Source organism: Cellulomonas gelida (genome assembly GCF_006538725.1).
GTDB classification, from domain to species: Bacteria; Actinomycetota; Actinomycetes; order Actinomycetales; family Cellulomonadaceae; genus Cellulomonas; species Cellulomonas gelida.
In genome coordinates, this window is record NZ_BJLQ01000009.1 from 41925 (window position 1) to 64395 (window position 22471).

Annotated in this window: 18 protein-coding genes; 1 reads left to right on the forward strand and 17 read right to left on the reverse strand. The window is 73.4% G+C overall.

Annotated elements, in window-relative coordinates; all coding sequences use genetic code 11:
• Positions 1-25 precede the first annotated feature (25 nt).
• The gene (gene hisD / locus CGE01nite_RS05985; RefSeq protein WP_048342868.1) at positions 26-1348 is read right to left on the reverse strand and encodes a histidinol dehydrogenase; all 1323 of its coding nucleotides are present in this window, start codon (positions 1346-1348) and stop codon (positions 26-28) included.
• A gap of 67 nt (positions 1349-1415) precedes the next feature.
• On the opposite strand from hisD, the gene CGE01nite_RS05990 reads away from it, so the two are divergent.
• On the forward strand, positions 1416-1649 hold the full coding sequence (locus CGE01nite_RS05990) for an RNA-binding S4 domain-containing protein (protein ID WP_048342867.1): 234 nt from the start codon (positions 1416-1418) through the stop codon (positions 1647-1649).
• 25 nt (positions 1650-1674) lie between these two features.
• Here CGE01nite_RS05990 and dnaE read toward each other — a convergent pair whose 3' ends face one another.
• The 16 genes from dnaE to CGE01nite_RS06070 form a co-directional block, all read right to left on the reverse strand.
• Positions 1675-5238, reverse strand: coding sequence for a DNA polymerase III subunit alpha (dnaE, locus tag CGE01nite_RS05995; protein ID WP_141369602.1), 3564 nt, complete (start codon positions 5236-5238; stop codon positions 1675-1677).
• Positions 5239-5279: 41 nt separating this feature from the next.
• Entirely contained in the window at positions 5280-6215 is a 936-nt protein-coding gene (locus CGE01nite_RS06000) for an RluA family pseudouridine synthase (protein WP_048342888.1), read from the reverse strand.
• On the reverse strand, positions 6208-6966 hold the full coding sequence (locus tag CGE01nite_RS06005) for a signal peptidase II (protein WP_371857571.1): 759 nt from the start codon (positions 6964-6966) through the stop codon (positions 6208-6210). The genes CGE01nite_RS06000 and CGE01nite_RS06005 overlap by 8 nt, the downstream gene beginning before the upstream one ends.
• Positions 6967-7011: 45 nt before the next feature.
• The gene (locus CGE01nite_RS06010) at positions 7012-7470 is read right to left on the reverse strand and encodes a TraR/DksA family transcriptional regulator (RefSeq protein ID WP_048342865.1); all 459 of its coding nucleotides are present in this window, start codon (positions 7468-7470) and stop codon (positions 7012-7014) included.
• A 183-nt stretch (positions 7471-7653) separates the two neighbouring features.
• On the reverse strand, positions 7654-8328 hold the full coding sequence (locus CGE01nite_RS06015) for a DivIVA domain-containing protein (RefSeq protein ID WP_048342886.1): 675 nt from the start codon (positions 8326-8328) through the stop codon (positions 7654-7656).
• Between the two features lie 125 nt (positions 8329-8453).
• A complete protein-coding gene (locus tag CGE01nite_RS06020; RefSeq protein ID WP_048342864.1) occupies positions 8454-8750 on the reverse strand; it encodes a YggT family protein in 297 nt (98 codons plus the stop codon).
• A 3-nt stretch (positions 8751-8753) separates the two neighbouring features.
• Positions 8754-9227 carry a cell division protein SepF gene (locus CGE01nite_RS06025; protein WP_048342863.1) on the reverse strand — a complete coding sequence of 158 codons (474 nt, stop codon included), beginning with the start codon at positions 9225-9227 and terminating at the stop codon, positions 8754-8756.
• Between the two features lie 200 nt (positions 9228-9427).
• Positions 9428-10189 carry a peptidoglycan editing factor PgeF gene (gene pgeF / locus CGE01nite_RS06030; RefSeq protein WP_229747435.1) on the reverse strand — a complete coding sequence of 254 codons (762 nt, stop codon included), beginning with the start codon at positions 10187-10189 and terminating at the stop codon, positions 9428-9430.
• Positions 10186-11421, reverse strand: coding sequence for a cell division protein FtsZ (gene ftsZ, locus CGE01nite_RS06035; protein ID WP_048342862.1), 1236 nt, complete (start codon positions 11419-11421; stop codon positions 10186-10188). Before ftsZ ends, pgeF begins: the two co-directional genes overlap by 4 nt.
• Before the next feature lie 312 nt (positions 11422-11733).
• A complete protein-coding gene (locus CGE01nite_RS06040) occupies positions 11734-12615 on the reverse strand; it encodes a cell division protein FtsQ/DivIB (protein WP_229747436.1) in 882 nt (293 codons plus the stop codon).
• Positions 12616-12776: 161 nt separating this feature from the next.
• Positions 12777-15518, reverse strand: a complete 2742-nt coding sequence (murC, locus tag CGE01nite_RS17495; protein ID WP_141369607.1) for a UDP-N-acetylmuramate--L-alanine ligase — start codon at positions 15516-15518, stop codon at positions 12777-12779.
• Positions 15511-16830, reverse strand: coding sequence for a putative lipid II flippase FtsW (gene ftsW, locus CGE01nite_RS06050; RefSeq protein WP_141369680.1), 1320 nt, complete (start codon positions 16828-16830; stop codon positions 15511-15513). The genes murC and ftsW overlap by 8 nt, the downstream gene beginning before the upstream one ends.
• A 5-nt stretch (positions 16831-16835) precedes the next feature.
• Positions 16836-18305, reverse strand: coding sequence for a UDP-N-acetylmuramoyl-L-alanine--D-glutamate ligase (gene murD, locus CGE01nite_RS06055; RefSeq protein WP_141369609.1), 1470 nt, complete (start codon positions 18303-18305; stop codon positions 16836-16838).
• Positions 18306-19388 carry a phospho-N-acetylmuramoyl-pentapeptide-transferase gene (mraY, locus tag CGE01nite_RS06060; protein ID WP_141369612.1) on the reverse strand — a complete coding sequence of 361 codons (1083 nt, stop codon included), beginning with the start codon at positions 19386-19388 and terminating at the stop codon, positions 18306-18308.
• A complete protein-coding gene (locus CGE01nite_RS06065; protein WP_141369614.1) occupies positions 19385-20854 on the reverse strand; it encodes a UDP-N-acetylmuramoyl-tripeptide--D-alanyl-D-alanine ligase in 1470 nt (489 codons plus the stop codon). The genes mraY and CGE01nite_RS06065 overlap by 4 nt, the downstream gene beginning before the upstream one ends.
• Complete coding sequence (locus CGE01nite_RS06070; protein ID WP_170210907.1) at positions 20851-22449, reverse strand: UDP-N-acetylmuramoyl-L-alanyl-D-glutamate--2,6-diaminopimelate ligase; 1599 nt, start codon at positions 22447-22449, stop codon at positions 20851-20853. Before CGE01nite_RS06070 ends, CGE01nite_RS06065 begins: the two co-directional genes overlap by 4 nt.
• Between the last annotated feature and the right edge of the window lie 22 nt (positions 22450-22471).

Genomic DNA, 22471 nt, shown 5'->3' on the forward strand with positions numbered 1-22471 from the left:
GTCCCCCTCGTCCACGGCCACGCGCTCAGAACCGGGCCCGCACGGCGTCACCGTGCGCGGGCAGACCCTCGGCGTCCGCGAACGCGACGATCCGGTCCGCGACCGTCGCGAGCGCGTCGGCGTCGTACTCGATCACCTGCACCGCGCGCACGAACGAGTGCACGCCCAGTCCGCTCGTGAAGTGCGCGCAGCCGCCCGTCGGCAGGACGTGGTTCGAGCCCGCCATGTAGTCGCCGAGCGACACCGGGGAGAACGCCCCGACGAAGATCGCCCCGGCGCTCGTGACGCGCTGCGCGAGCGCGGCGGCGTCGACCGTCTGGATCTCGAGGTGCTCGGCGCCGTAGGCGTTGACGACCTCGAGGCCGGCGTCGAGGTCGTCGACCAGCACGATCGCCGACTGCGACCCCGACAGCGACGTCGCGACGCGCGACCGGTGGAACGTCGAGTCGACCAGGTCGACGAGCTTGGCCTCGACCGCGCCCGCGAGCTCGACGCTCGGCGTCACCAGGACCGAGGCGGCCAGCGGGTCGTGCTCGGCCTGGCTGATGAGGTCGGCGGCGACGTGCACGGGGTCCGCGGTGCCGTCCGCGAGGATCGCGATCTCGGTCGGCCCGGCCTCGGCGTCGATCCCGACGACGCCGCGCACGAGCCTCTTGGCCGCCGCGACGTACACGTTGCCCGGGCCCGTCACGACGTCGACCGGCTCGCACAGCGTCTCGCCGTCCGCGTCCGTCTGACCCGCCGCGCCGTAGGCGAACATCCCGACGGCCTGGGCTCCGCCGACCGCATAGACCTCGTCGACCCCGAGCAGCGCGCACGTGGCCATCACCGTGGCGTCGGGCAGCCCGTCACGGTCCTTCTGGGGCGGGCTCGCGACCGCGAGCGCCCCGACTCCGGCCTCCTGGGCGGCGACGACGTTCATGATCACCGACGACGGGTACACCGCCAGGCCGCCCGGGACGTAGAGCCCCACGCGCCGCACCGGGATCCAGCGCTGGCGCACCTGCGCGCCGGGCGCGAGCTCGACCGTGAAGTCGGCGGGGCGCTGCGCCGCGTGCACCCGGCGGACGCGCGCGATCGTCTCCTCGAGCGCGGCCCGCACGGCGGGGTCGAGCGTCGAGACGGCCCGCTGCAGCGCCTCGGCCGGCACCCGCAGGTGCTCGGGGCGCACTCCGTCGAACTTCTCCGCGAGGTCACGCAGCGCCGCCGCACCGTGCTCGCGCACCGCTTCGAGGATCGGGGCGACCGTCGCGCCCGCGTGCTCCACGTCGACCTCGGCGCGAGGCAGCTCGGCGAGGAGCTCACGACGGGACAGCGTGCGACCACGCAGGTCGATGCGGGAGATCATGGTCCGAGTCTAGGTCTCGGCCCGGGCGTCGCCCCCGACCTTTACCGCCATGCGGGACACTGGGCACATGCCCACGCCCTCCGCGCCCGAGGTCCCGATCCGCGACGACGTGATCCGCCTGGGTCAGTTCCTCAAGCTCGCCGGGATCGCCGACTCCGGCGCCGACGCCCGCGCGCTGCTCGACGACGGCGCCGTGACCGTCAACGGCGAGCCCGAGGACCGTCGTGGCCGCCAGCTCGTGCGGGGCGACGTCGTGGCGGTCTCGCTCCCCCAGGGCGTCGAGAGCGCCGTCGTCGGCTGAGGCACCGCTCGACGACGGCGCGCGGTCAGCCGTTCAGGCAGCCGGGACCGAGCAGCGCCTTGAGGTCACCGAACAGCGAGGGGTTGCGCGTGACGCGCAGGCCGTCGTCGAGACGCATCACCGTGGCGCGCCCCGGCTGCGTGAGCCTCAGGTGCACCTCGGTGACCCCGGGGTGGGTCCCGAGCACCTCCTTGAGGCGCTCCACCACCGGCACGGTGCACCGCGCGACGGGCAGCGTCACGACCACGGGCGCGTCGGCCGCGACGTTGACGTCCGGCAGCGTGACCTCCATGGCCTGCAGCTGCATGGTCTCGTCGCGGCGCCGCACGCGGCCCTTGAGCACGACGACCGCGTCCTCGGCGAGCACGGTCGAGTAGGCGACGTAGGTCTCGCCGAAGAACATGACCTCGACCGAGCCCTCCATGTCCTCGAGCGTGACCGCGGCCCACGCGTTGCCCTGCTTGGACATCTTGCGCTGCAGGCTCGTGATGAGGCCGGCGACCACGACCGTCGAGCCGTCGGGGCGCAGCTCGTCGGCGTTGAGCGTCGCGATCGAGACGTCCGCCGCCTGCGCGAGCACGTGCTCGAGGCCGGACAACGGGTGGTCCGAGACGTACAGGCCGAGCATCTCGCGCTCGAACGCGAGGCGCTGCTTCTTGTCCCAGTCCGGCAGGTCGGGGATCGCGATCTGGAACCCGGGGTCGTCGTCCCCGCCGAACACGTCGGCGAACAGGTCGAACTGGCCCTCGGCTTCCTTGCGCTTGACGCCGATGACCGCGTCCACGGCCTGCTCGTGGATCAGCAGCAGCGCCTTGCGCGGGTGGCCCAGCGAGTCGAACGCGCCGGCCTTGATGAGCGACTCGATCGTCCGCTTGTTGCACACGACCGCCGGCACCTTGTCCAGGAAGTCGGTGAACGACGCGTACGGGCCCTTCTCCTCACGCGTGCGCACGATCGCGTCGACCACGTTCGCGCCGACGTTGCGGATCGCCGTGAGGCCGAACCGGATGTCGACCCCGACCGCGGTGAAGTTCGCCGCCGACGAGTTCACGTCGGGCGGCAGCACGGTGATGCCCATGCGGCGGCACTCGCCCAGGTACAGCGCCGACTTGTCCTTGTCGTCGCGCACGCTCGTGAGCAGCGCGGCCATGTACTCGCCCGGGTAGTGGGCCTTGAGGAAGGCCGTCCAGTACGAGACGAGGCCGTACGCCGCGGTGTGGGCCTTGTTGAACGCGTAGTCGGCGAACGACTCGAGGACGTTCCACAACGCCTGCTGCGCGGCCTTCGAGAACCCGCGCTCGGTCATCCCGCCGAAGAAGTCGGCCTGCTGCTTGTCGAGCTCCGACTTCTTCTTCTTGCCCATGGCGCGCCGCAGCACGTCGGCCTGGCCGAGCGTGAAGCCGGCGACCTTCTGGGCCGTGGCCATGACCTGCTCCTGGTACACGATCAGGCCGTACGTCGAGCCCAGGATCTCCGAGAGCGGCTCCTCGAGCTCGGGATGGATCGGCGTGATCTCCTGCTGCCCGTTCTTGCGCAGCGCGTAGTTCGTGTGCGAGTTCACGCCCATCGGGCCGGGGCGGTACAGCGCCAGGACCGCGGAGATGTCCTCGAAGTTGTCCGGCTTCATCAGGCGCAGGAGCGAGCGCATCGGGCCGCCGTCGAGCTGGAACACCCCGAGCGTGTCGCCGCGCGACAGGAGCTGGTAGCTCTCGGGGTCGTCGAGCTCGAGCTCCTCGAGGACCAGCGGGTCCTTGCCGTTCATCTCGATGTTCTCGAGCGCGTCGTCGAGGATCGTCAGGTTCCGCAGCCCGAGGAAGTCCATCTTGATCAGGCCGAGGCCCTCACAGGTGGGGTAGTCGAACTGCGTGATGACCGCGCCGTCCTGCGGGCGGCGCATGATCGGGATGATGTCGATGAGCGGGTCGCTCGACATGATCACGCCGGCGGCGTGCACGCCCCACTGCCGCTTCAGGCCCTCGATGCCCTTGGCGAGCTCGACGACGCGCTGCGCGTCGGGGTCCGCCGCGTGGACCTGGCGGAACTCCTCGGCTTCGTTGTACCGCGGGTCGGCCGGATCGAAGATGCCCGTGAGGCTGATGTCCTTGCCCATGATCGCGGGCGGCATCGCCTTGGTGAGCTTCTCCCCCATCGCGAACGGGAAGCCCAGGAGCCGCGAGGAGTCCTTGAGCGCCTGCTTGGCCTTGATGGTGCCGTAGGTGACGATCTGCGCGACGCGGTCCTCGCCGTACTTCTCGGTCACGTACCGGATGACCTCGCCACGCCGACGCTCGTCGAAGTCGACGTCGAAGTCGGGCATCGAGACGCGGTCCGGGTTGAGGAACCGCTCGAAGATCAGTCCGTGCCGCAGCGGGTCGAGGTCGGTGATCCGCATCGCGTACGCGGCCATCGACCCGGCGCCCGAGCCACGGCCCGGGCCGACGCGGATCCCGTTGTTCTTGGCCCAGTTGATGAAGTCGGCGACCACGAGGAAGTACCCCGGGAAGCCCATCTGCGTGATGACGCCGGTCTCGTAGTCCGCCTGCTTGCGCACGTCGTCGGGGATGCCGCCCGGGTACCGCTCGTGCAGCCCGGTCTCGACCTCCTTGACGAACCAGCTCGTCTCGTCCTCCCCCGGCGGGCAGGGGTAGTTCGGCATGTAGTTGGCCTTGGTGTTGAACGACACCTCGCACTGCTCGGCGATGCGCAGCGTGTTGTCGCACGCCTCCGGCAGCTCGGCCCAGATGCGGCGCATCTCCTGCGCCGACTTCACGTAGTAGCCGGAACCCTCGAAGGCGAACCGGTTGCCGCCCTGCTCGTAGGTGGGCTCGGTGAGCGCCGAGCCCGAGTTGATCGCCAGGAGCGCCTCCTGCGAGGACGCGTCCTCCTCCCGCACGTAGTGCAGGTCGTTGGTCGCCACGAGCGGCGCGCCGATCGTCTCGGCCAGCCGCAGCAGGTCCTTGAAGACGCGGGTCTCGATGTCGAGACCGTGGTCCATCAGCTCGACGTAGAAGTACTCCTTGCCGAAGATGTCCTGCAGCTCGCCCGCGGCCTGCACCGCCTCGTCCCACTGCCCGAGGCGCAGACGCGTCTGCACCTCGCCCGACGGGCACCCCGTGGTCGCGATCAGCCCCTTGCCGTACGTCTGCAGCAGGTCGCGGTCCATGCGGGGCCACTTGCCCATCTGGCCGTCGAGCGACGCGAGCGAGCTTGCCCGGAACAGGTTCAGCAGACCCTCGTTGTTCCGGGCCAGCAGCGTCATGTGCGTGTACGAGCCGCGGGCCGAGACGTCGTCGCTCTCCTGGCCCTGCTGACCGAACCGCACGCGCGTCTGGTCGAACCGGCTCGTGCCGGGGGTGACGTACGCCTCGATGCCGATGATCGGCTTGATGCCGGCGGACGTGGCCTTCGACCAGAAGTCGAACGCCCCGAACAGGTACCCGTGGTCCGTGGTGGCGATCGCGGTCTGGCCGAGGCGTCCGACCTCGGCGAACAGCGGCGACAGCCGAGCGGCACCGTCGAGCATCGAGTACTCGGTGTGCACGTGGAGGTGGACGAACGACGAGTCCTGCACTGCTGATCCGGCTGCCACGCAGCGAGTCTAGGTCGCCCCGGGGACAGTCCCGCCCAGGCTCAGCGGTAGCCGGCGGAGATCACGTCGAGCGCGTGCTGCAGGTCCTGCGGGTACCCGCTCTCGACCTCGAGCCACTCCCCGGTGCCGGGGTGCTCGAACCCCAGGCGGACGGCGTGCAGCCATTGCCGCTCGAGCCCCGCGCGCTGCGCGAGCGCCGGGTCGGCGCCGTACGTGAGATCGCCCACGCACGGGTGCCGCAGCGCCGAGAAGTGCACGCGGATCTGGTGCGTGCGGCCCGTCTCGAGGTGCACCTCGACGAGCGACGCCGCCGGGAACGCCTCGAGCAGCTCGTAGTGCGTGACCGACGGCTTGCCGCTCGCCGTGACGGCGAACTTCCAGTCCTGGCTGGGGTGCCGCCCGATGGGCGCGTCGATCGTGCCCGTCGTCGGCTCGGGGTGGCCCTGCACGAGCGCGTGGTAGACCTTCTCGACCGTGCGCTCCTTGAACGCGCGCTTGAGCACGGTGTACGCGTGCTCGCTCTTCGCGACGACCATGAGACCGCTCGTGCCGACGTCCAGCCGGTGCACGACGCCCTGCCGCTCGGCGGCGCCCGACGTCGAGATCCGGTAGCCCGCCGCGGCCAGCGCGCCGACGACGGTCGGCCCCGTCCAGCCCGGTGACGGGTGGGCGGCCACGCCCACCGGCTTGTCGATCACCACGACGTCGTCGTCGTCGTACACGATCCCCATGCCCGGCACCGGCTCAGCCACGACCTCGACCGCAGGCGACGCCACCGACGGGATCTCGACCTGGAGCCACGCACCGGCCGGCAGCCGGTCCGACTTGCCCACGGGCTTGCCATCGAGCAGCACGCCGCCCGCCTCGGCGATCTCGGCCGCGCGGGTGCGGGACACGCCCAGCAGTCGGGACAGACCCGCGTCGACCCGCTCTCCCGCGAGGCCGTCCGGCACCGGGAGGCTGCGCACGTCAGCCACGAGCGCTGCCGTCCGCGTCCGCGTCGTCGGCGTGCCCGGCACCGGGCTCGCCGTCGGACTCGCCGTCCGCATCGTCCGCGAGATCGTGGTCGCGCGTCCCGTCGACACCCACGCCGCGCGCGACGAGCAGCACGACGAGACCCGCGGCCACGACGATCGCGATGTCCGCGACGTTGCCCACGAACCAGTCCACGTACGCGATGAAGTCGATCACGTGCCCGCGCGCGAACCCGGGCTCACGCACGAGCCGGTCGACGAGGTTGCCGAGCGCGCCGCCGAGCAGCAGGCCGAGCGCGACCGCCCAGGTCGTGGACCCGAGCCGGCGAGCGACCCGCACGAGCACCACGACGACCGCCACGGCGACGAGCGTGAGGACCCAGGTCATCCCGGTCGCGATCGAGAGCGCCGCACCGGGGTTGAACACGAGCTGGAGACCGAGCAGGTCCCCGATCAGCTCGCGCCGCTCGCCGTCGAGCGTCGCGATCGCCCAGGCCTTGCTGAGCTGGTCGAGGACGAGGACACCCCCGGCGATGGACACGAGCAGCGCGACCAGGCGCCGACGGCGACGCTCGTCGGCGGGACGTCCGTGCGCCGCGCGCTCGGCGCCGGCGTCGTCGGCGACGTCCGCGTCGCCCGCCACGTCAGCGTCCAGCGGGTCGCTCGTCGGCACCGCCCGGTCGGTCGTGGGCTCGGTCGGCGTCGCCGGGGCGACGTCGGTCGTCTCGTCCCCGTCGGGGAGGGTGGAAGGCACCGCAGGAGTCTACGGTCGCGGCACGCGGCGGGACGCCGAGGTCCGTCAGCGACGCTCTTCGCGCTGCTTGCACTCGACGCACAGGGTCGCGCGCGGGAACGCCTGCAGGCGTGCCTTGCCGATCGCCTTGCCGCACGACTCGCAGGTCGCGAACGTGCCGGCGCTGATCCGGGCCAGCGCGTGCTGCGTCTGGCTGAGCATGTCGCGCGTGTTGTTCACGAGCGTGAGCTCCTGCTCGCGCTCGAGCGCCGACGAGCCGGAGTCGGCCTGGTCGTCGCCCGCGCCGTCGCCCGAGTTGCGCAGCAGGTCCGAGAGCTCGGCGTCCGCGGACGCGAGCTCGCTCGAGAGCCGGTCCACGTCGGACGCGAGCTCGTCGGCGACGTCGCGCACCTCGCGCGCGGTCCACGGCTTCTCGCCCTCGCGGACGGGGAAGAGCTTCGCGAGACGCGCGAGCTCCTTGGCGTCGTCCGGAACGACGACGGTGCTGAGCGAGTCGTTCGCCACGGCTGGGCCCCCTGTCAGTGAAGTCACGTGACTGTAGACGTGCATACGGCGCCGCACAACACGACACGCCGGGTGAAGACCCGGCGTGTCGTGGCGCTGACCAGCGCGAACGACGGCAGTACCCCGGCTGCCGTCCGCGTGCCAGCGAGTCGCCCGCTCGTGCGGGCGAGTGCGAACGATGGACTACAGGTTGTGGCCCTCGCCGACCGGCTGGGCCGCCGACGAGCGCGGCGGGAGCGCGTTGCCGCGGTTGTCGAGGTCACCGAGCAGGTTCTCGAGGTAGCTCTTGAGGCGCGTCCGGTAGTCGCGCTCGAACACGCGCAGCTCGTCGATCTTGCGCTCGAGGAGCGACCGCTCCTGCTCGAGCTGGCCGAGCGTGCGCTGCGACGTCTCCTCCGCCTCGCGGACGATCCGGTTCGCCTGGCTCTTCGCCTCGCCGACGAGGCGCTCGGACTCCTCCTGGCCGCTGCGGACGTAGTCGTCGTGCAGCTTCTGCGCGAGCTGGAGCATGCCGGTCGCGGACTCGGGCTCGCTCGTGCGCACCGGGCCGGCCGAGACGGCGGCGGGGACGGGCGCGGGCGCCGCCACGACAGGGGCGGGCTCGGGAGCGGGCTCGGGCTTCGGCGGCGCGACGGGCGCGGCCACCGACTGCTGGGCGCCGGCGCGGCTCAGCTCGGCGATGCGGCGCTCGGCCGCCGCGAGCTTGGTCTTGAGGTCCTCGTTCTCGCCCTGGAGGTCACGCAGGGTGTTGACCACCTCGTCGAGGAAGTCGTCGACCTCGTCCTGGTCGTATCCCTCACGGAACTTCGTCGCCTGGAACTTCTTGTTCAGGACGTCGTCTGCGGTCAGCAGTGCCATCGTCGTCACCTCGTTCGGGTAGTGCGGGGTAGGTATAGCTGCGGTCGGCGCTCACTCGCCCACCTCGGCCACCGTAGCGGACAACGCCCGACGTCGACGGTAGACGTCACGCGTCTGGCGGGAACCTAGAGCTGCGCGGCGATGCTGGGCAGCAGCGACAGCAGGAAGCTGCAGCCGATGAACAGCACCAGGAACGCCAGGTCGAGGCGGACCGGACCGATGGTCACGGGCGGCAGGATCCGCCGCAGCGCACGCAGCGGCGGATCCGTCACCGTGTAGGTGGCCTCCGCGATCACCAGCACCGCCCCACGGGGCCGCCACTCGCGCGCGAAGAACATGACCCAGTCCAGGATCAGCCGGACGAGCAGGAACAGGAAGAAGACGAAGACGACGAACGTCAGCAGCTGCAGGACGAGGGCCACGCGTCAGCTCTGGTTGTAGAAGCCCGGACGACCGTTGCCGGTCGCGGGCGCCTCGCCGCCCGAGACCTCGACGTGCGCCGGCGAGAGCAGGAAGACCTTGTTGGTCACGCGCTCGATCGCTCCGTGCAGCCCGAAGATGAGGCCGGCCGAGAAGTCGACGAGCCGCTTGGCGTCCGCGTCGTCCATGTCGGTGAGGTTCATGATCACCGGGGTGCCCTCGCGGAACGCCTCGCCGATCTTGCGCGCGTCGTTGTAGGACCGCGGGTGGATCGTCGTGATGCGACGCAGCTCGGCCGCCGGGGCCGCGTGCTCGACGGCCGCGACGCGGGTCGGGCGGAACGGCGTGACCTGGGCCTCGTGCTCCTCGTGCTCCATGGGCGCGTCCGTCCCCTCGTACTCGTCGAGGTACTCACCGTTCTCGGCGTGGTCGTCGGCCAGGCCCAGGTACAGCATCGTCTTGCGCAGCGCTCCGGCCATGGCCCCGCTCCTCCCCCGGACATCGTCCGGACCAGCTCGTCGGACCCTCGACGCCGCAGCCCGTCACTGCGGCCGCGTGTCGCAGGCCCGTCTTCTCCGCTGGTCACGCTAGCAACGCCGTCCCTGTGCCTCCCGGCGCGACACGCCGACATGCCTCCGTGTCAAGAGCAGATGTGCACAGGCGGCAGGGCGATCCGGTGTCAGACGAGGCGGACCACGCCCGCGAACCGACCGGTGCGCCCCGACCGGCGGTAGGAGAACAGCTCCGCGTCGCCCCACGTGTCGCGCGCCGACCGGCTCACGTGCGGCACGCCGGCCGCGCGCAGGACCGCCTCGACGCCCGCAGGCAGGTCGAGCGCGGGCGTCCCCCAGGCCGTGGTCGCCGCGGTCGGCGGGAGCACCGCCGCGACCTCGTCGCGCAGCTCGGCGGGGACCTCGTACGACGAGCCGGCGACCGACGGCCCGATCGCGGCACGGACCCGGGTGATGTCGCCGCCACGGGCCACGAGCGCGTCGAGCGCCGCCTGGACCACGCCGTCGAGCAGACCGCGCCGTCCCGCGTGCGCGGCGGCGACGACCCGCGCGACCGGGTCCGCGAGGAGCACGGGGACGCAGTCGGCGACGAGCACGGCCAGCGCGACGTCGTCCGCGCGCGTCACGAGCGCGTCCGCCGTGCCGACAGGCGCGAGCACGTCGTCGGGCAGCGCGTGCGCGCCGCTGACCTCGACGACGTCCGCGCCGTGCACCTGGTCGACGAACGCGACGCGGCAGCCCAGGCGCGCGGCGAGCCGTTCCCGGTTCGCCGCGACTGCGCGCGGATCGTCGCCCACGTGCGCGCCGAGGTCGAGGCTCTCGAACGGAGCCCGGCTCACCCCGCCGCGGCGGTCGGTGAATCCCGCGACGACGCCGGGGCCGAGATCGACCTCGTCGAGGTGGATCTCGGCCCCGGCGCGGGACGTCACTTGAGGAAGTCGGGGACGTCGAGCTCCTCGCGCTCGCGCTCGCGACGCGGCTCACCCTCCGAGAAGATCCGCGGGACCTCGAGCGCACCCGTGATGGGCGTGGGCTCGGCCTGCGTGGACAGGAACGCCGGGACCTCCGGGACCGCCGCAGTCGTGGCCGGTGCGGGCGTGAACGCGGGGACGGGCTCGGACGCGTTGGGCCGCGGCGCGGGGACGTGCGGCACCTGGCGCGGCGCCTGCCCGCTGACCTGGCCGAGCGCACGCGCGTCGCGTCGCACGGTCGGCGAGCCGCCGTCGAACCCGGCCGCGATGACCGTCACGCGCACCTCGTCGCCCAGCGCGTCGTCGATGACCGCACCGAAGATGATGTTCGCCTCGGGGTGCGCGGCCTCCTGGACCAGCCGGGCCGCCTCGTTGATCTCGAACAGGCCGAGGTCGGATCCACCCTGGATCGACAGCAGCACGCCGTGCGCGCCGTCGATGCTGGCCTCGAGGAGCGGCGAGCTGATCGCCATCTCCGCGGCCTGCACGGCGCGGTCGTCGCCCCGCGCGAAGCCGATGCCCATGAGCGCCGAGCCGGCGCCCTGCATGACGGACTTCACGTCAGCGAAGTCGAGGTTGATCAGGCCGGGCGTCGTGATCAGGTCGGTGATGCCCTGGACACCGGACAGCAGCACCTGGTCGGCCGAGTGGAACGCGTCCAGCACGGAGACCGAGCGGTCCGAGATCTGCAGCAGGCGGTCGTTGGGGATGACGATGAGCGTGTCGACCTCGGCACGCAGCGCGTCGATGCCCGCGTCCGCCTGCACCGAACGGCGGCGGCCCTCGAACGTGAACGGGCGCGTGACGACACCGATCGTCAGCGCACCGAGCGAGCGCGCGATGCGCGCGACGACCGGAGCGCCACCCGTGCCCGTGCCGCCGCCCTCGCCCGCGGTGACGAAGACCATGTCCGCACCCCGCAGGACGTCCTCGATCTCCTCCGCGTGGTCCTCGGCGGCCTTCTTGCCGACCTCGGGGTCGGCGCCCGCGCCGAGCCCACGCGTGAGCTCACGGCCGACGTCGAGCTTGACGTCGGCGTCGGACATGAGCAGGGCCTGCGCGTCGGTGTTGACCGCGATGAACTCGACACCCTTGAGGCCGACCTCGATCATGCGGTTCACGGCGTTCACGCCGCCGCCGCCGATGCCGACGACCTTGATGACCGCCAGGTAGTTCTGCGGAGCTGCCACGGTGGGTGCCTCTCGTTCGTGCCGATCGTGCGAGCCTGTCGGGCGCGGGCCCGGCGTGTGTCGTGCTGCGGTGGGTCCGGTCGGTCGCGCTCCGGCCCCTGCGGTCCGACGTCCGCCCCGCGACACGCCGCGAGGACGAGCTCAAACCTTCACCCTCTACTTGAGGGTTATAGTTATGTCAGGTGTGCTGTCAGGGCGTGACGGTAGGTCGGGTCCAGTCGTGGATCAACGACCGCGCGCGCGTGTCGGCCGACGGATTCCCCACACCATGGCGACCTCACCCGGTGGCCCCCGCGCCGGGGTGCGGACGGCTCACTTGATGATCGGCATGCGAGGGGCCGAGACGTCGACGACCGTGGCCGACTTCACCGCGTCGGAGCCGAGCAGGGTCGTCAGCACCGCGATCTTGAGCGTCGTGTCCGCCGAGCTCCCCCAGTCCACGCGCAGCCCCCCGCGCAGCTCCATCGAGACCGTGTCCTGCGTGCGCGCCGAGATCGACCCGACCTGCGGCGACAGCTCGACGGGCAGCTCGTGGACCACGTCGAGCACGGCCCGAAGCGTCCGCTTGTCGCCCGCGGGCACGTCCACGACCGGCAGCTCGGCGGGTGCCTTGCGCACGTGGCCGACCTGCACGCCCTCCTCGTCGAGCAGCGTGAACCCCGAGCGGCCCTGCGCCGGCACGGCCGCGACGGGCTCGCGCGCGACGATCGTGACCGTCAGCCCGTGCGGCCAGTCGCGCGACACCGACGCCTCGCGCACACCCGGCACGTCGAGCACGTCCTGCCGGATCGCGCCGGTGTCCAGGCGCGGCAGCGGCGTTCCCGCGTGCGCGGCGACGACGTCGCTGACCTTGTCGCTCGCGACCACCGACCCGGCGCCCTCGATGTCGACCACGAGCTCGCTCGTGTCGAGCGCGAGCACGGGCGACCACAGCAGCAGCCACGCGAGCGCGGCCAGCGCGACGCAGGCGCCGAGGATCCCGATCGCCTGCCGGCGCGCGATCGTCCGGCGGACCTTGGCCCGCTCGGCGAAGCGTGCTGCCGACGTGGTCGAGACCACCGGCGGCACCCGGATCGACACCGCGGGGGGCGGCGGGACCGGCCGCAGCGCGTCCGGGTCGACCCGCGCGACGGCGCGCTGCGTCGGGCCGGTGGCGGGCTCGTCCGCGCTCGTCTCGACGGGACGAGACGACACCGTGCGAGGAGTGCGGGCCTCGCGCTGTGCGGGCGTCTCGCTCTGCCGCACGTCCTTCCCCGGCTCGGGGGTCGGCACGGGGCGCGCACCACCTCCGCGCGCGGCCGAGCGCGGACGCGGCGCGGGGCGCGGAGCCGGCGGACGCGGCGGGCGCGACGGGCTCACGACGAGACGCCCCCGTCGTCGGCGCGCGAGGCGAGCCGCTCGAGGATCGTCGGAGCGAGCGCCGTCACGTCGCCCGCTCCGATCGTGAGCAGCAGGTCGCCCGGACGCGCCGCGTCGGCGATCGCGCGCGCCGCGTCGATGCGGTCGGGCACGAACGTCGCACGGCCCGGCGTCGGCACGCGGTCCACGACGAGCGCACCGGTGACCGCCGGGTCCGGGTCCTCGCGCGCGGCGTACACGTCGGTCACGACGACGACGTCGGCGAGGTCGAACGCCGCGCCGAACTCGTCCGCGAAGGTGCGGGTCCGCGAGAACAGGTGCGGCTGGAACAGCGCGAGGACGCGACCCTCGCCCGCGACGCTGCGCGCCGCGCGCAGCAGGGCGGCCACCTCGGTCGGGTGGTGCGCGTAGTCGTCGACCACGCGCACGCCGCCGGCCGTGCCGCGCTCCTCGAACCGGCGCCCGGTACCGCGGAAGTGCCCGAGCGCGGCGGCGGCCTCGGGTCCGGGCACGCCCAGCCGGACGAGCACCGCCCACGCCGCCGCGGCGTTGAGCGCGTTGTGCGCACCGGGCAGGGCCAACGTGATCGTCGTCGTCCCGACCTGTGCGGCGGCGCCGTCCGGCGTCTCGGCAGCGCCCAGCGCGGTGAGGTCGAAGGCCCAGCCACCGTCCCGCGGCGCGCTCTCCCCCACGCGCACGTCGGCCTGCGCCGACCGGCCGTAGGTGCGCACCTCCACGCCGCGCGCCTCGAGGCCGGCACGCACGCGCTCGACGAGGCGTCGTGCACCGTCGTCGTCGACGCACGCGACGAGCAGGCCGCCGGTGCGGATGCGACCGGCGAACTCGACGAACGCCGCCTCGAACGCCTCGCGCGTGCCGTAGTGGTCCAGGTGGTCGGGCTCGACGTTGGTCACGACGGACACGAGCGGGCCGTAGGCGAGGAACGAGCCGTCCGACTCGTCGGCCTCCGCGACGAACGCCGGGCCGTCACCCTGGCGGCCGCCACCCACGGGCCCGTCCGCCGTCAGGACCGTGCCACCGATCGCGAACGACGGGTCCGCGCCTGCGGCCAGGAGCCCGGTCGCGATCATCGCCGACGTCGTCGTCTTGCCGTGCGCACCGGCGACGGCGACACCCTCACGGTCGGCCATCAGGGACGCGAGCGCCTCGGACCGGTGCAGCACGCGCAGACCGGCGGCCCGCGCGGCGGCCAGCTCCGGGTTCGACTCGCGCACCGCGGACGAGACGACGAGCGTGTCGACGCCGTCGACGAGCGCGGCGTCGTGGCCGACCGAGACGGTCACACCCGCATCCCGCAGCCCGGGCAGCGCGGGACCGTCGGACGCGTCCGAACCGCTCACGACGAGACCGCGCGCCGCCAGCAGGAGCGCGACCGCGGACATGCCCGCGCCGCCCACGCCCACGAGGTGCACGCGACCGAGCTCGGTCACGGGCACCGGGCCGGCGACGGCCGGCTGCTCGGCGGGCTCCACGGGCTCGACGGGGCTCGGGGACACGGCGGGCCTCGGGGACACGGCGGACGTGCTGGCCGGGGCGGGTGCAGCGTGCGTGGCCGGCGCAGCGGGCTCACGCTGCGGCAGCTGGGCCTCGATGAGACGCACCACGCGCCCGGACGCGTCAGGCACACCCACGGACGCCGCCGCGGCGGCCATCCGGGCACGCGCCTGCGCCGACTGCGACCCGACGAGCAGCGCGGGCAGGTGCGCCGCGACCCACGCGGCGTCCAGGTCGGCGTCGTCGACGAGCAGCGCTCCGCCCGCGGCCACGACGGGCTCGGCGTTGCGCCGCTGCTCGCCGTTGCCGATGGGCAGCGGGACGTAGACGGCCGGCAGGCCGAGCGCAGCGACCTCGCAGACCGTGCCCGCGCCGGCACGGCCCAGCACGAGGTCGGCGCACGCGAGGCCGAGGTGCATCTCGTCGAGGTACTCGCGCACGTGGTAGCGCGAGACCACCTCGCGGTCGAGCTCGAGCGCGTCGCGTGCGGCCACGACGGGCCCGGACTTGTCGCGACCCGTCAGGTGCAGCACCTGCACCCCGGCCGCGAGCAGGTCGCCCGCGGCACCCGCGAGCGCCGCGTTGATGCTCGCGGCACCCAGCGAGCCGCCGGTCACGAGCAGGGTCGGCAGCGCGGGGTCGAGCCCGAGCGCCTCGGCCGCTCGCGCACGGGTCCCGGCGGCGTCCTTCGCCCGGTGCGCGACGAGCGCCGCGACGGGGGCCCGCAACGGCAACCCGGTGACGACCGCGCCACGCAGGTTCGTCGCGGGGAACGTCACCGCGACAGCACGCGCCCACCGCGCACCGAGGCGGTTGGCCAGGCCGGGCCGGGCGTTCTGCTCGTGGATCACGACCGGGACGCCACGCCGGCGCGCGGCGAGGTACGCGGGCGTCGCGACGTAGCCGCCGAACCCGACGACGACCTGGGCGTCGCTCTCGTCGATCGCGCGACCCGCTGCCGTGACCGCCGCACGCAGACGGGCGGGCAGGCGCAGCAGGTCGAGCGAGGGGCGGCGCGGCAGCGGGACGCGCGGCACGACCGCGAGCGGCAGCCCCGCGAGCGGGACGAGCCGCGCCTCGAGCCCCTCGGCCGTGCCGAGCACCGTGAGCGTCGCGTCCGGGTACCGCCGGCGCAGCTCGTCAGCGACCGCGAGCAGGGGGTTGACGTGGCCGGCGGTGCCGCCGCCCGCCAGGAGGACCGACACGGGGCGTGCGTCAGGCACGGCCACCACCTCTCGAGGACCGTGGAGCAGCGTCACGTGCGCTGCGCGAGCTGCGGGCGGTGGCCACGCGGCCGAGACCGACGACGGCGAGCGAGCGCCGCACGACGCCCGCACGCGCCGCGAGGGCGTCGGCCGCCCCCGGTTCGTCACGCGCGAACGCGATGACCACGCCGAGCGCGGCCATGGTCATGATCAGCGCGGAACCGCCCGCGGAGACCAGGGGCAGCGGGACGCCGATCACGGGTGCGAGCCCGATCACGACGGCGATGTTGACGAAGGCCTGCCCGACGATCCAGGCGAGGATCCCGCCGGTCGCGATCTTCACGAACGGGTCCGGGTGCCGGCTGATGATGCGGATCATCGCGAACGCGAGCAGGGCGAACAGCCCGAGCACGACGAGCGTGCCGACCAGCCCGAGCTCCTCGCCGAGGATCGCGAAGATGAAGTCGTTGTGCGCGGCCGGCAGGTAGGACCACTTCTCGCGGCTCTGCCCCAGGCCCAACCCGCCGATGCCGCCGCTCGCCAGCCCCCAGCTGCCGTGCAGGGTCTGGTAGCAGTCCGCCGAGGCGCTGCACTCGTCCCCGCCGAGCCAGTTCGAGATCCGGCCCATGCGGTTGTCGCTCAGCAGCACGAGCGCAGTGACGGCGGCCCCCGCGAACACGCCGGCGACGCCGAACATCCGCAACGGCACACCCGCGACGAACAGCGCGCCCGCGACGAGCACGAACATCACGAGCGCGGTCCCCAGGTCGTGGCCCAGGAGCACCGCGCCGATCGCGATCCCCGCGACCGGGACGGCAGGGATGAAGACGTGCTTCCACTGCTCCAGGTAGGCCTGCTTGCGCGCGAGCACCGCGGCGAGCCACAGCGCGAGCGCGAGCTTGATCGTCTCGGACGGCTGCGCGGTGACGCCGCCGGGCAGGCAGACCCAGTTCTTGTTGCCGCCCTCCCCGCAGCCGAGGCCGAGGAAGACCAGCGACTGGAACGCGATCGCCGCACCGAGCGCGGGCCACGCGATCGCGCGGAAGAACCGCACGGGCATCCGGGCCAGCACGATCGCGACCGGCAGCCCGAGCAGCGCGAACTTCGCCTGGTCGAGGAACACCGCGTAGGCGTTCCCGGACTTGTCGAGGGACTCGACGCTCGAGCTGGACAGCACCATGACGAGGCCGATCACGAGCAGCAGCGAGCTGGCCCCGACGATGACGTAGTAGCTCGTGACGACGCTGTTCCAGTGCCCGAGCAGCGACCCGTGGCGGCGCTGCGGCGACGCGGCCTCGTCGGGCGACGCGACCCGGCTCGCGGCCGGCACGGCGCTCACGCCCGACCGCCCGTCCGCTCGCCTCCCTCGCCCACCGCCGCGCGCGCGGCCGCGGCGAACGCGTCACCGCGCACGGCGTACGAGGCGAACTGGTCCATGGAGGCGCACGCGGGGGCGAGCAGCACCGTCGCACCGGACGCGCCCACGGGTCCCACCAGCGAGCGCGCGGCAGTCACGGCGGAGGTCATCACGTCCTCAGTCTCACCGGGGACGATCTCCACCACGGGGACATCCGGCGCGTGTCGGGCGAGTGCGTCGCGCAGCGGCTCGCGGTCGACGCCGATCAGCACGACCGCGCGCAGCCGGTCCCGCCGCGCCGCGACGAGCTCGTCGAACCGCGCACCCTTGGCCAGACCGCCCGCGACCCACACGACGCTGCCGGGGGCGAACGCACCCAGCGACGCCGCCGCGGCGTGCGCGTTGGTCGCCTTGGAGTCGTCGACGTAGGAGATCGTGCCGTCGGGCGTCGTCTCCACCGCGACCGTCTCGATGCGGTGCCGGCCCGGGTCGAACGCCCGCAGCCCGTCGCGCACGGCACCCGGCTCGACCCCGTGCGCGAGCGCGAGCGCCGCGGCGGCCAGCGCGTCGGCGACGACGTGCCGCGGCACGGTCCCGTCGGGCCCGGCGTGGGCGCGCAGGTCGTCGAGCGTCGCCAGCTCGGCCGCGTGCGTGTGCCGCAGGCGGGCGAACCCCCGGTCGACGAGCACGTCCTCGACGAGCCCGATCTGCCCGACCGACGGCGTCGCGGTCGTGAAGCCCACCGCCACTGCACCGTCGCGGACGTCGGCGTCGCGCACCATCTGCTCGGTCAGCGGGTCGGCGACGTTGTAGACGCACGCGACCTGCGAGCGCTCGTAGACACGTGCCTTGTCCGCGGCGTACGCCGCGAGCGAGCCGTGCCAGTCGAGGTGGTCGGGGGCGACGTTGAGCACCGCGGCAGCCTGGGCGGACATCGAGTGCGTGAAGTGCAGCTGGAAGCTGGACAGCTCGACCGCGAGCACCTGCAGGGACGGGTCGGTCGCGGCGTGCGTGATCGGCGTGCCCACGTTGCCGACCGCGAGCGTCGTGCGGCCCGCGGCGGTCAGGATCGACTCGAGCATCCCGACGGTCGTGGTCTTGCCGTTGGTCCCGGTGAGGGCGAGCCACGGCGCGGGGACCCCCGAGGGACCCGGCACTCGCACCCGCCACGCGAGCTCGACCTCGCTCCACACCGGCAGCCCGCGTGCGGTCGCCGCGGCGAGCAGCGGGTGGTGGGGCGCGAGCCCGGGTGACGTCACGACGAGGTCGGCGCGGCCCAGCCCGTCGCCGGCGAGGTACTCGTCGGTCGCGATCGCCTCGTCCGACCGGTCGTCGACCGGGACCACGCGGGCACCACGCGACGCGAGCACCTCTGCGGCGGCGCGCCCGGAGACCCCCAGCCCCGCGACGACGACCCGTGCGCCGTCGAGGTCGAGCTCGGTGGACACCTAGCCCGCCACCCACTCGGCGTAGAAGATGCCGACCCCGAGCGCGACGAACAGGCCCGCGATGATCCAGAACCGGATGACGATGGTGACCTCGCCCCACCCGCCGAGCTCGAAGTGGTGGTGCAGCGGGGCCATCTTGAAGACGCGCTTCCCGGTGAGCTTGAACGATCCGATCTGGATCACGTCCGAGAGCACCTCGAGCACGAACAGGCCGCCGATGATCGCCGCGAGGATCTCGGTGCGCGTGAGGATCGACAGGCCGGCGAGCGCGCCACCGAGCGCGAGCGAGCCCGTGTCGCCCATGAAGATCTTGGCGGGGCTCGCGTTCCACCACAGGAAGCCGAAGCACGCACCGGTGATCGCCGCCGCGACGACGGCGAGCGCGAGCGGGTCGCGCGTCTCGTAGCAGCGCGGACCCGCGGAGGTGAGGATCTGGCACGACTGGTTGAACTGCCACACGCACACGACGACGTAGGCGCCGAACACGATGAGCGAGACGCCCGTGGCGAGCCCGTCGAGGCCGTCGGTGAGGTTGACCGCGTTCGACCACGCCGTGATGAGGAAGTTCGCCCAGATCACGAACAGGACGAGCCCGACCGTCGCGCCCGCGAACGCCAGGTCCATGTTGGTGTCCCGGATGAACGAGATGTTGGTCGAGGCGGGCGTGCGGAACAGCTCGTTGGGGAACTGCAGCGCGGCGACCGCGAACGCGATGCCGACGAGCCCCTGTCCGACGATCTTCCAGCGGGCCTGCAGCCCGAGGCTGCGCTGCCGGCTGATCTTGATGAAGTCGTCGAGGAAGCCGACCAGGCCCAGCCCCGTCATGAGGAACAGGACGAGCACCGCGGAGACCGAGGGCTCCGTGCCCGTGAGCAGCAGCGCGGCGCCCCAGCCGAGCAGGGTCGCGCCGAGGATCACGACGCCGCCCATGGTCGGCGTGCCGCGCTTGGTGAAGTGCGCGGTGGGCCCGTTCTGACGGATGAACTGGCCGTACTGCTTGCGGACCAGGAAGCGGATGAACAGCGGCGTGCCGAGCAGCGCGACGAGCATCGCGACACCGCCCGAGATCAGGACGGCCCTCACGACGCGGCCGCCGCTGCCGGGTGCTCCACCGGGTCCGTGAGCAGGTCGCCGAGCCGCCACAGGCCGGCGCCGTACGACGACTTCACGAGCACGACGTCGCCCGGACGCAGCTCGGCCGCCAGGAACCGCGCGGCGGCGTCGACGTCGTCGACCAGCGCGACCTCGTCGCCCCAGCTGCCTTCGCGGTTGGCGCCGTCCCCGATCGGCCGCGCACCCTCGCCCACGACGACCGTGAGGCCGACGTTGAGCCGCACGACGAGCTCGCCGATCGCGTCGTGCGCGGCGCGTGCTCCCTCGCCGAGCTCGAGCATCTCGCCCAGCACGGCGACCGAGCGGCGGTCCCGTCCCGCGACGACGGCCAGCGCCTTGAGCGCCGCGCGCATCGAGTCGGGGTTCGCGTTGTAGGAGTCGTCGATGACCGTCACGCCGTCGGCCCGGTCGACCACGTGCATGCGGTGCGGCGAGAGCGCGTCGGCAGCGGTCAGGCTCGCGGCGACCTGGTCGAGCGTCAGACCGACCGCGAGGGCCGCGGCCGCGGCGGCGAGCGCGTTGTGCACGTGGTGCTCCCCCACGAGCCGCAGCTCGACGCGTGCCTCCTGGCGCTGCCCGGCGCCGTCGTCGACGACGAGCGTGAACCTGGCCCGCCCGGCGCGGTCGACGACCACGTCGGTCGCGCGCACCCCGGCGCCCGTGCTCGCGCCGAACGTCACGACGTCACCGGGGGCGAGCTGCGCCATCGCCAGCACGCGCTGGTCGTCGGCGTTGAGGACCGCCACGCCGTCGGGCACGAGGCCCTGCACGATCTCCGACTTCGCGCGGGCCACGGCGTCGATCCCGCCGAACCCGCCGAGGTGCGCCTGACCCACGACGAGCACGACCGCCACGTCGGGCGGCGCGATGCGCGTGAGGTAGTCGAGGTGCCCCGGCCCGGACGCGCCCATCTCCAGGATGAGGAAGCGTGTGGACTCGTCGGCGCGCAGGACGGTCAGCGGCAGGCCGATCTCGTTGTTGAACGAGCGCACCGGCGCGATCGTCGGCCCGACCGCGCCGCACAGCTGCGCGAGCAGGTCCTTCGTCGTCGTCTTGCCGACCGAGCCGGTCACGCCCACGACACGCAGGCCGCTCCCACCCGGCTCGAGCGCGGCGGCCCGCAGCCGGACCAGCACGTCACGCGCGAGCTCGCCCAGGGCGACCTCGACGTCGGGCACGACGACGGTCGGCAGCTCGCGGCCCTCGGCGTCCGTGAGCGGACGTGCGGCCAGGACCGCCGCCGCACCGGCGGCCACCGCGGTGGCCGCGAACTCGTGGCCGTCGACGTGCTCGCCCGGCAGCGCGACGAACAGCCCGCCCGGCTCCACCTGGCGCGAGTCCGTGACGACCGCGCCGTGCACGAGCGTCGCGGGCGCCAGCGCGTGCAGCGTCCCGCCGGTCGCCTCCGCGACCTCCGCGGCGGTCAGCGCGATCACGCCGCACCACCGTCCCGCGTCGCGGGCGGCAACGCATCCGCGAGGCCGTCGGCGACGGCGCTGAGGTAGGCGTCTCGGTCGTTGTACCGGTGGAACACTCCGGCGATCTCCTGGGTCGGTTCGTGGCCCTTGCCGGTGACGATCACGGTGTCCCCCTCGCCCGCGATGGCGAGCCCGTGGCGCACCGCCTCGGAGCGCGGGGTCACCTCGTGCACGTCCGTGAGGTCGGGCCGCACCTCACGCACGCCGGCCAGGATGGCGGCGCGGATCTCGCCCGGGTCCTCCGAGCGAGGGTTCTCGTCGGTCACGACGAGGACGTCGGCCAGCCGCGCGGCGATCGCGCCCATGATCGGGCGCTTGCCCCGGTCGCGGTCGCCGTCGGAGCCGAAGACGATGACGAGGCGGCCCGGCGTGATGGGTCGCACGGCCTCGAGCGCGAGCACGAGGGCGTCGGGCGTGTGCGCGTAGTCCACCAGGCCGAGCGGTCGTCCGGGGGCGCGCTCGACGACGCGCTCCATGCGCCCCGGCACGGCGTGCGCGCCGGCCACCGCGGTGATCGCGACGTCCAGGTCGACGCCCGCGGCGTGCGCCACGACGATCGCGAGCGCGGCGTTCGAGACGTTGACGAGGCCCGGGAGCGGGCTCGCGGCCGCGTGCTCACGTCCGTCGGGCCCGCGCAGCGTGAAGGTCGAGCCGACGCCGTCGAGACCGATGTCCGCGGCGACGACCGCCCAGTCGGCGTCGGCGGCCACGGGGTCGCCGACGTGCGTGGACACGGACTCGACCGGGATCTGCGCCTCACGTGCGAGGCGACGGCCCCACTCGTCGTCGACCACGACGACCCCGCGGCGCCCCTGCCCGGGCGCGAAGAGCCGGGCCTTGTCGCGGAAGTAGCCCTCCATGTCGCCGTGGAAGTCGAGGTGGTCACGCTGCAGGTTGGTGAACGCGACGACGTCGAACGTGGTCCCGGCGACGCGGTGCAGCGCGAGCGCGTGCGACGAGACCTCCATCGCCACCGCCGTCGCGCCGCGCTCGACCGCGAGGGCGAGCACGTGGGTCAGCACGGGGGCCTCGACGGTCGTGCGCGGGCTCTCGATCGCCTCGTCGCCGATCCGCAGCTCGACCGTGCCGAGCACCGCGGTGCTCGCGTGCACGGCGCGCAGCGCGGCGTCGACGAAGTAGGTCGTGGTGGTCTTGCCGTTGGTCCCCGTGATCCCGACCGTCCGCAGGTGCGACGCGGGGTGCTGCGCGACGTGCGCGGCGAGCGGCCCGGCCAGTGCGCGGGGGTCAGGCGTCAGCAGGACCGGCACGCGCTGCGCGAGCTCGCCGAGCACGCCGAGCCCCGACTCGTCCGTGACGACCGCCACGGCGCCCGCGTCGACCGCCTGCGCGGCGTACGCCGCGCCGTGCACGTGCGCGCCGGGGACGGCGACGAACAGCTCCCCGGGCTCGACGTCGCCGGAAGCCATGCTCACGCCCCGTACCGTCGCACCCGAGAGGTCGGCACCGACGCTGACCAGCGAGAACAGGTCCACCAATGCGCTCAGCGGGTGGTCGACGGGGTGCGTGGGGCGCATCCGGGCCGTCGACGTCATGGGGAGGAATCTACCCCGGGGC

Bases quoted from the DNA above. Each gene is read 5' to 3' on its own strand.
- CGE01nite_RS05990 (WP_048342867.1), top strand. From the start codon at position 1,416: ATGCCCACGCCCTCCGCGCCCGAGGTCCCGATCCGCGACGACGTGATC.
- CGE01nite_RS06070 (WP_170210907.1), bottom strand. From the start codon at position 22,449: ATGACGTCGACGGCCCGGATGCGCCCCACGCACCCCGTCGACCACCCG.
- CGE01nite_RS06015 (WP_048342886.1), bottom strand. From the start codon at position 8,328: ATGGCACTGCTGACCGCAGACGACGTCCTGAACAAGAAGTTCCAGGCG.
- hisD (WP_048342868.1), bottom strand. From the start codon at position 1,348: ATGATCTCCCGCATCGACCTGCGTGGTCGCACGCTGTCCCGTCGTGAG.
- CGE01nite_RS06025 (WP_048342863.1), bottom strand. From the start codon at position 9,227: ATGGCCGGAGCGCTGCGCAAGACGATGCTGTACCTGGGCCTGGCCGAC.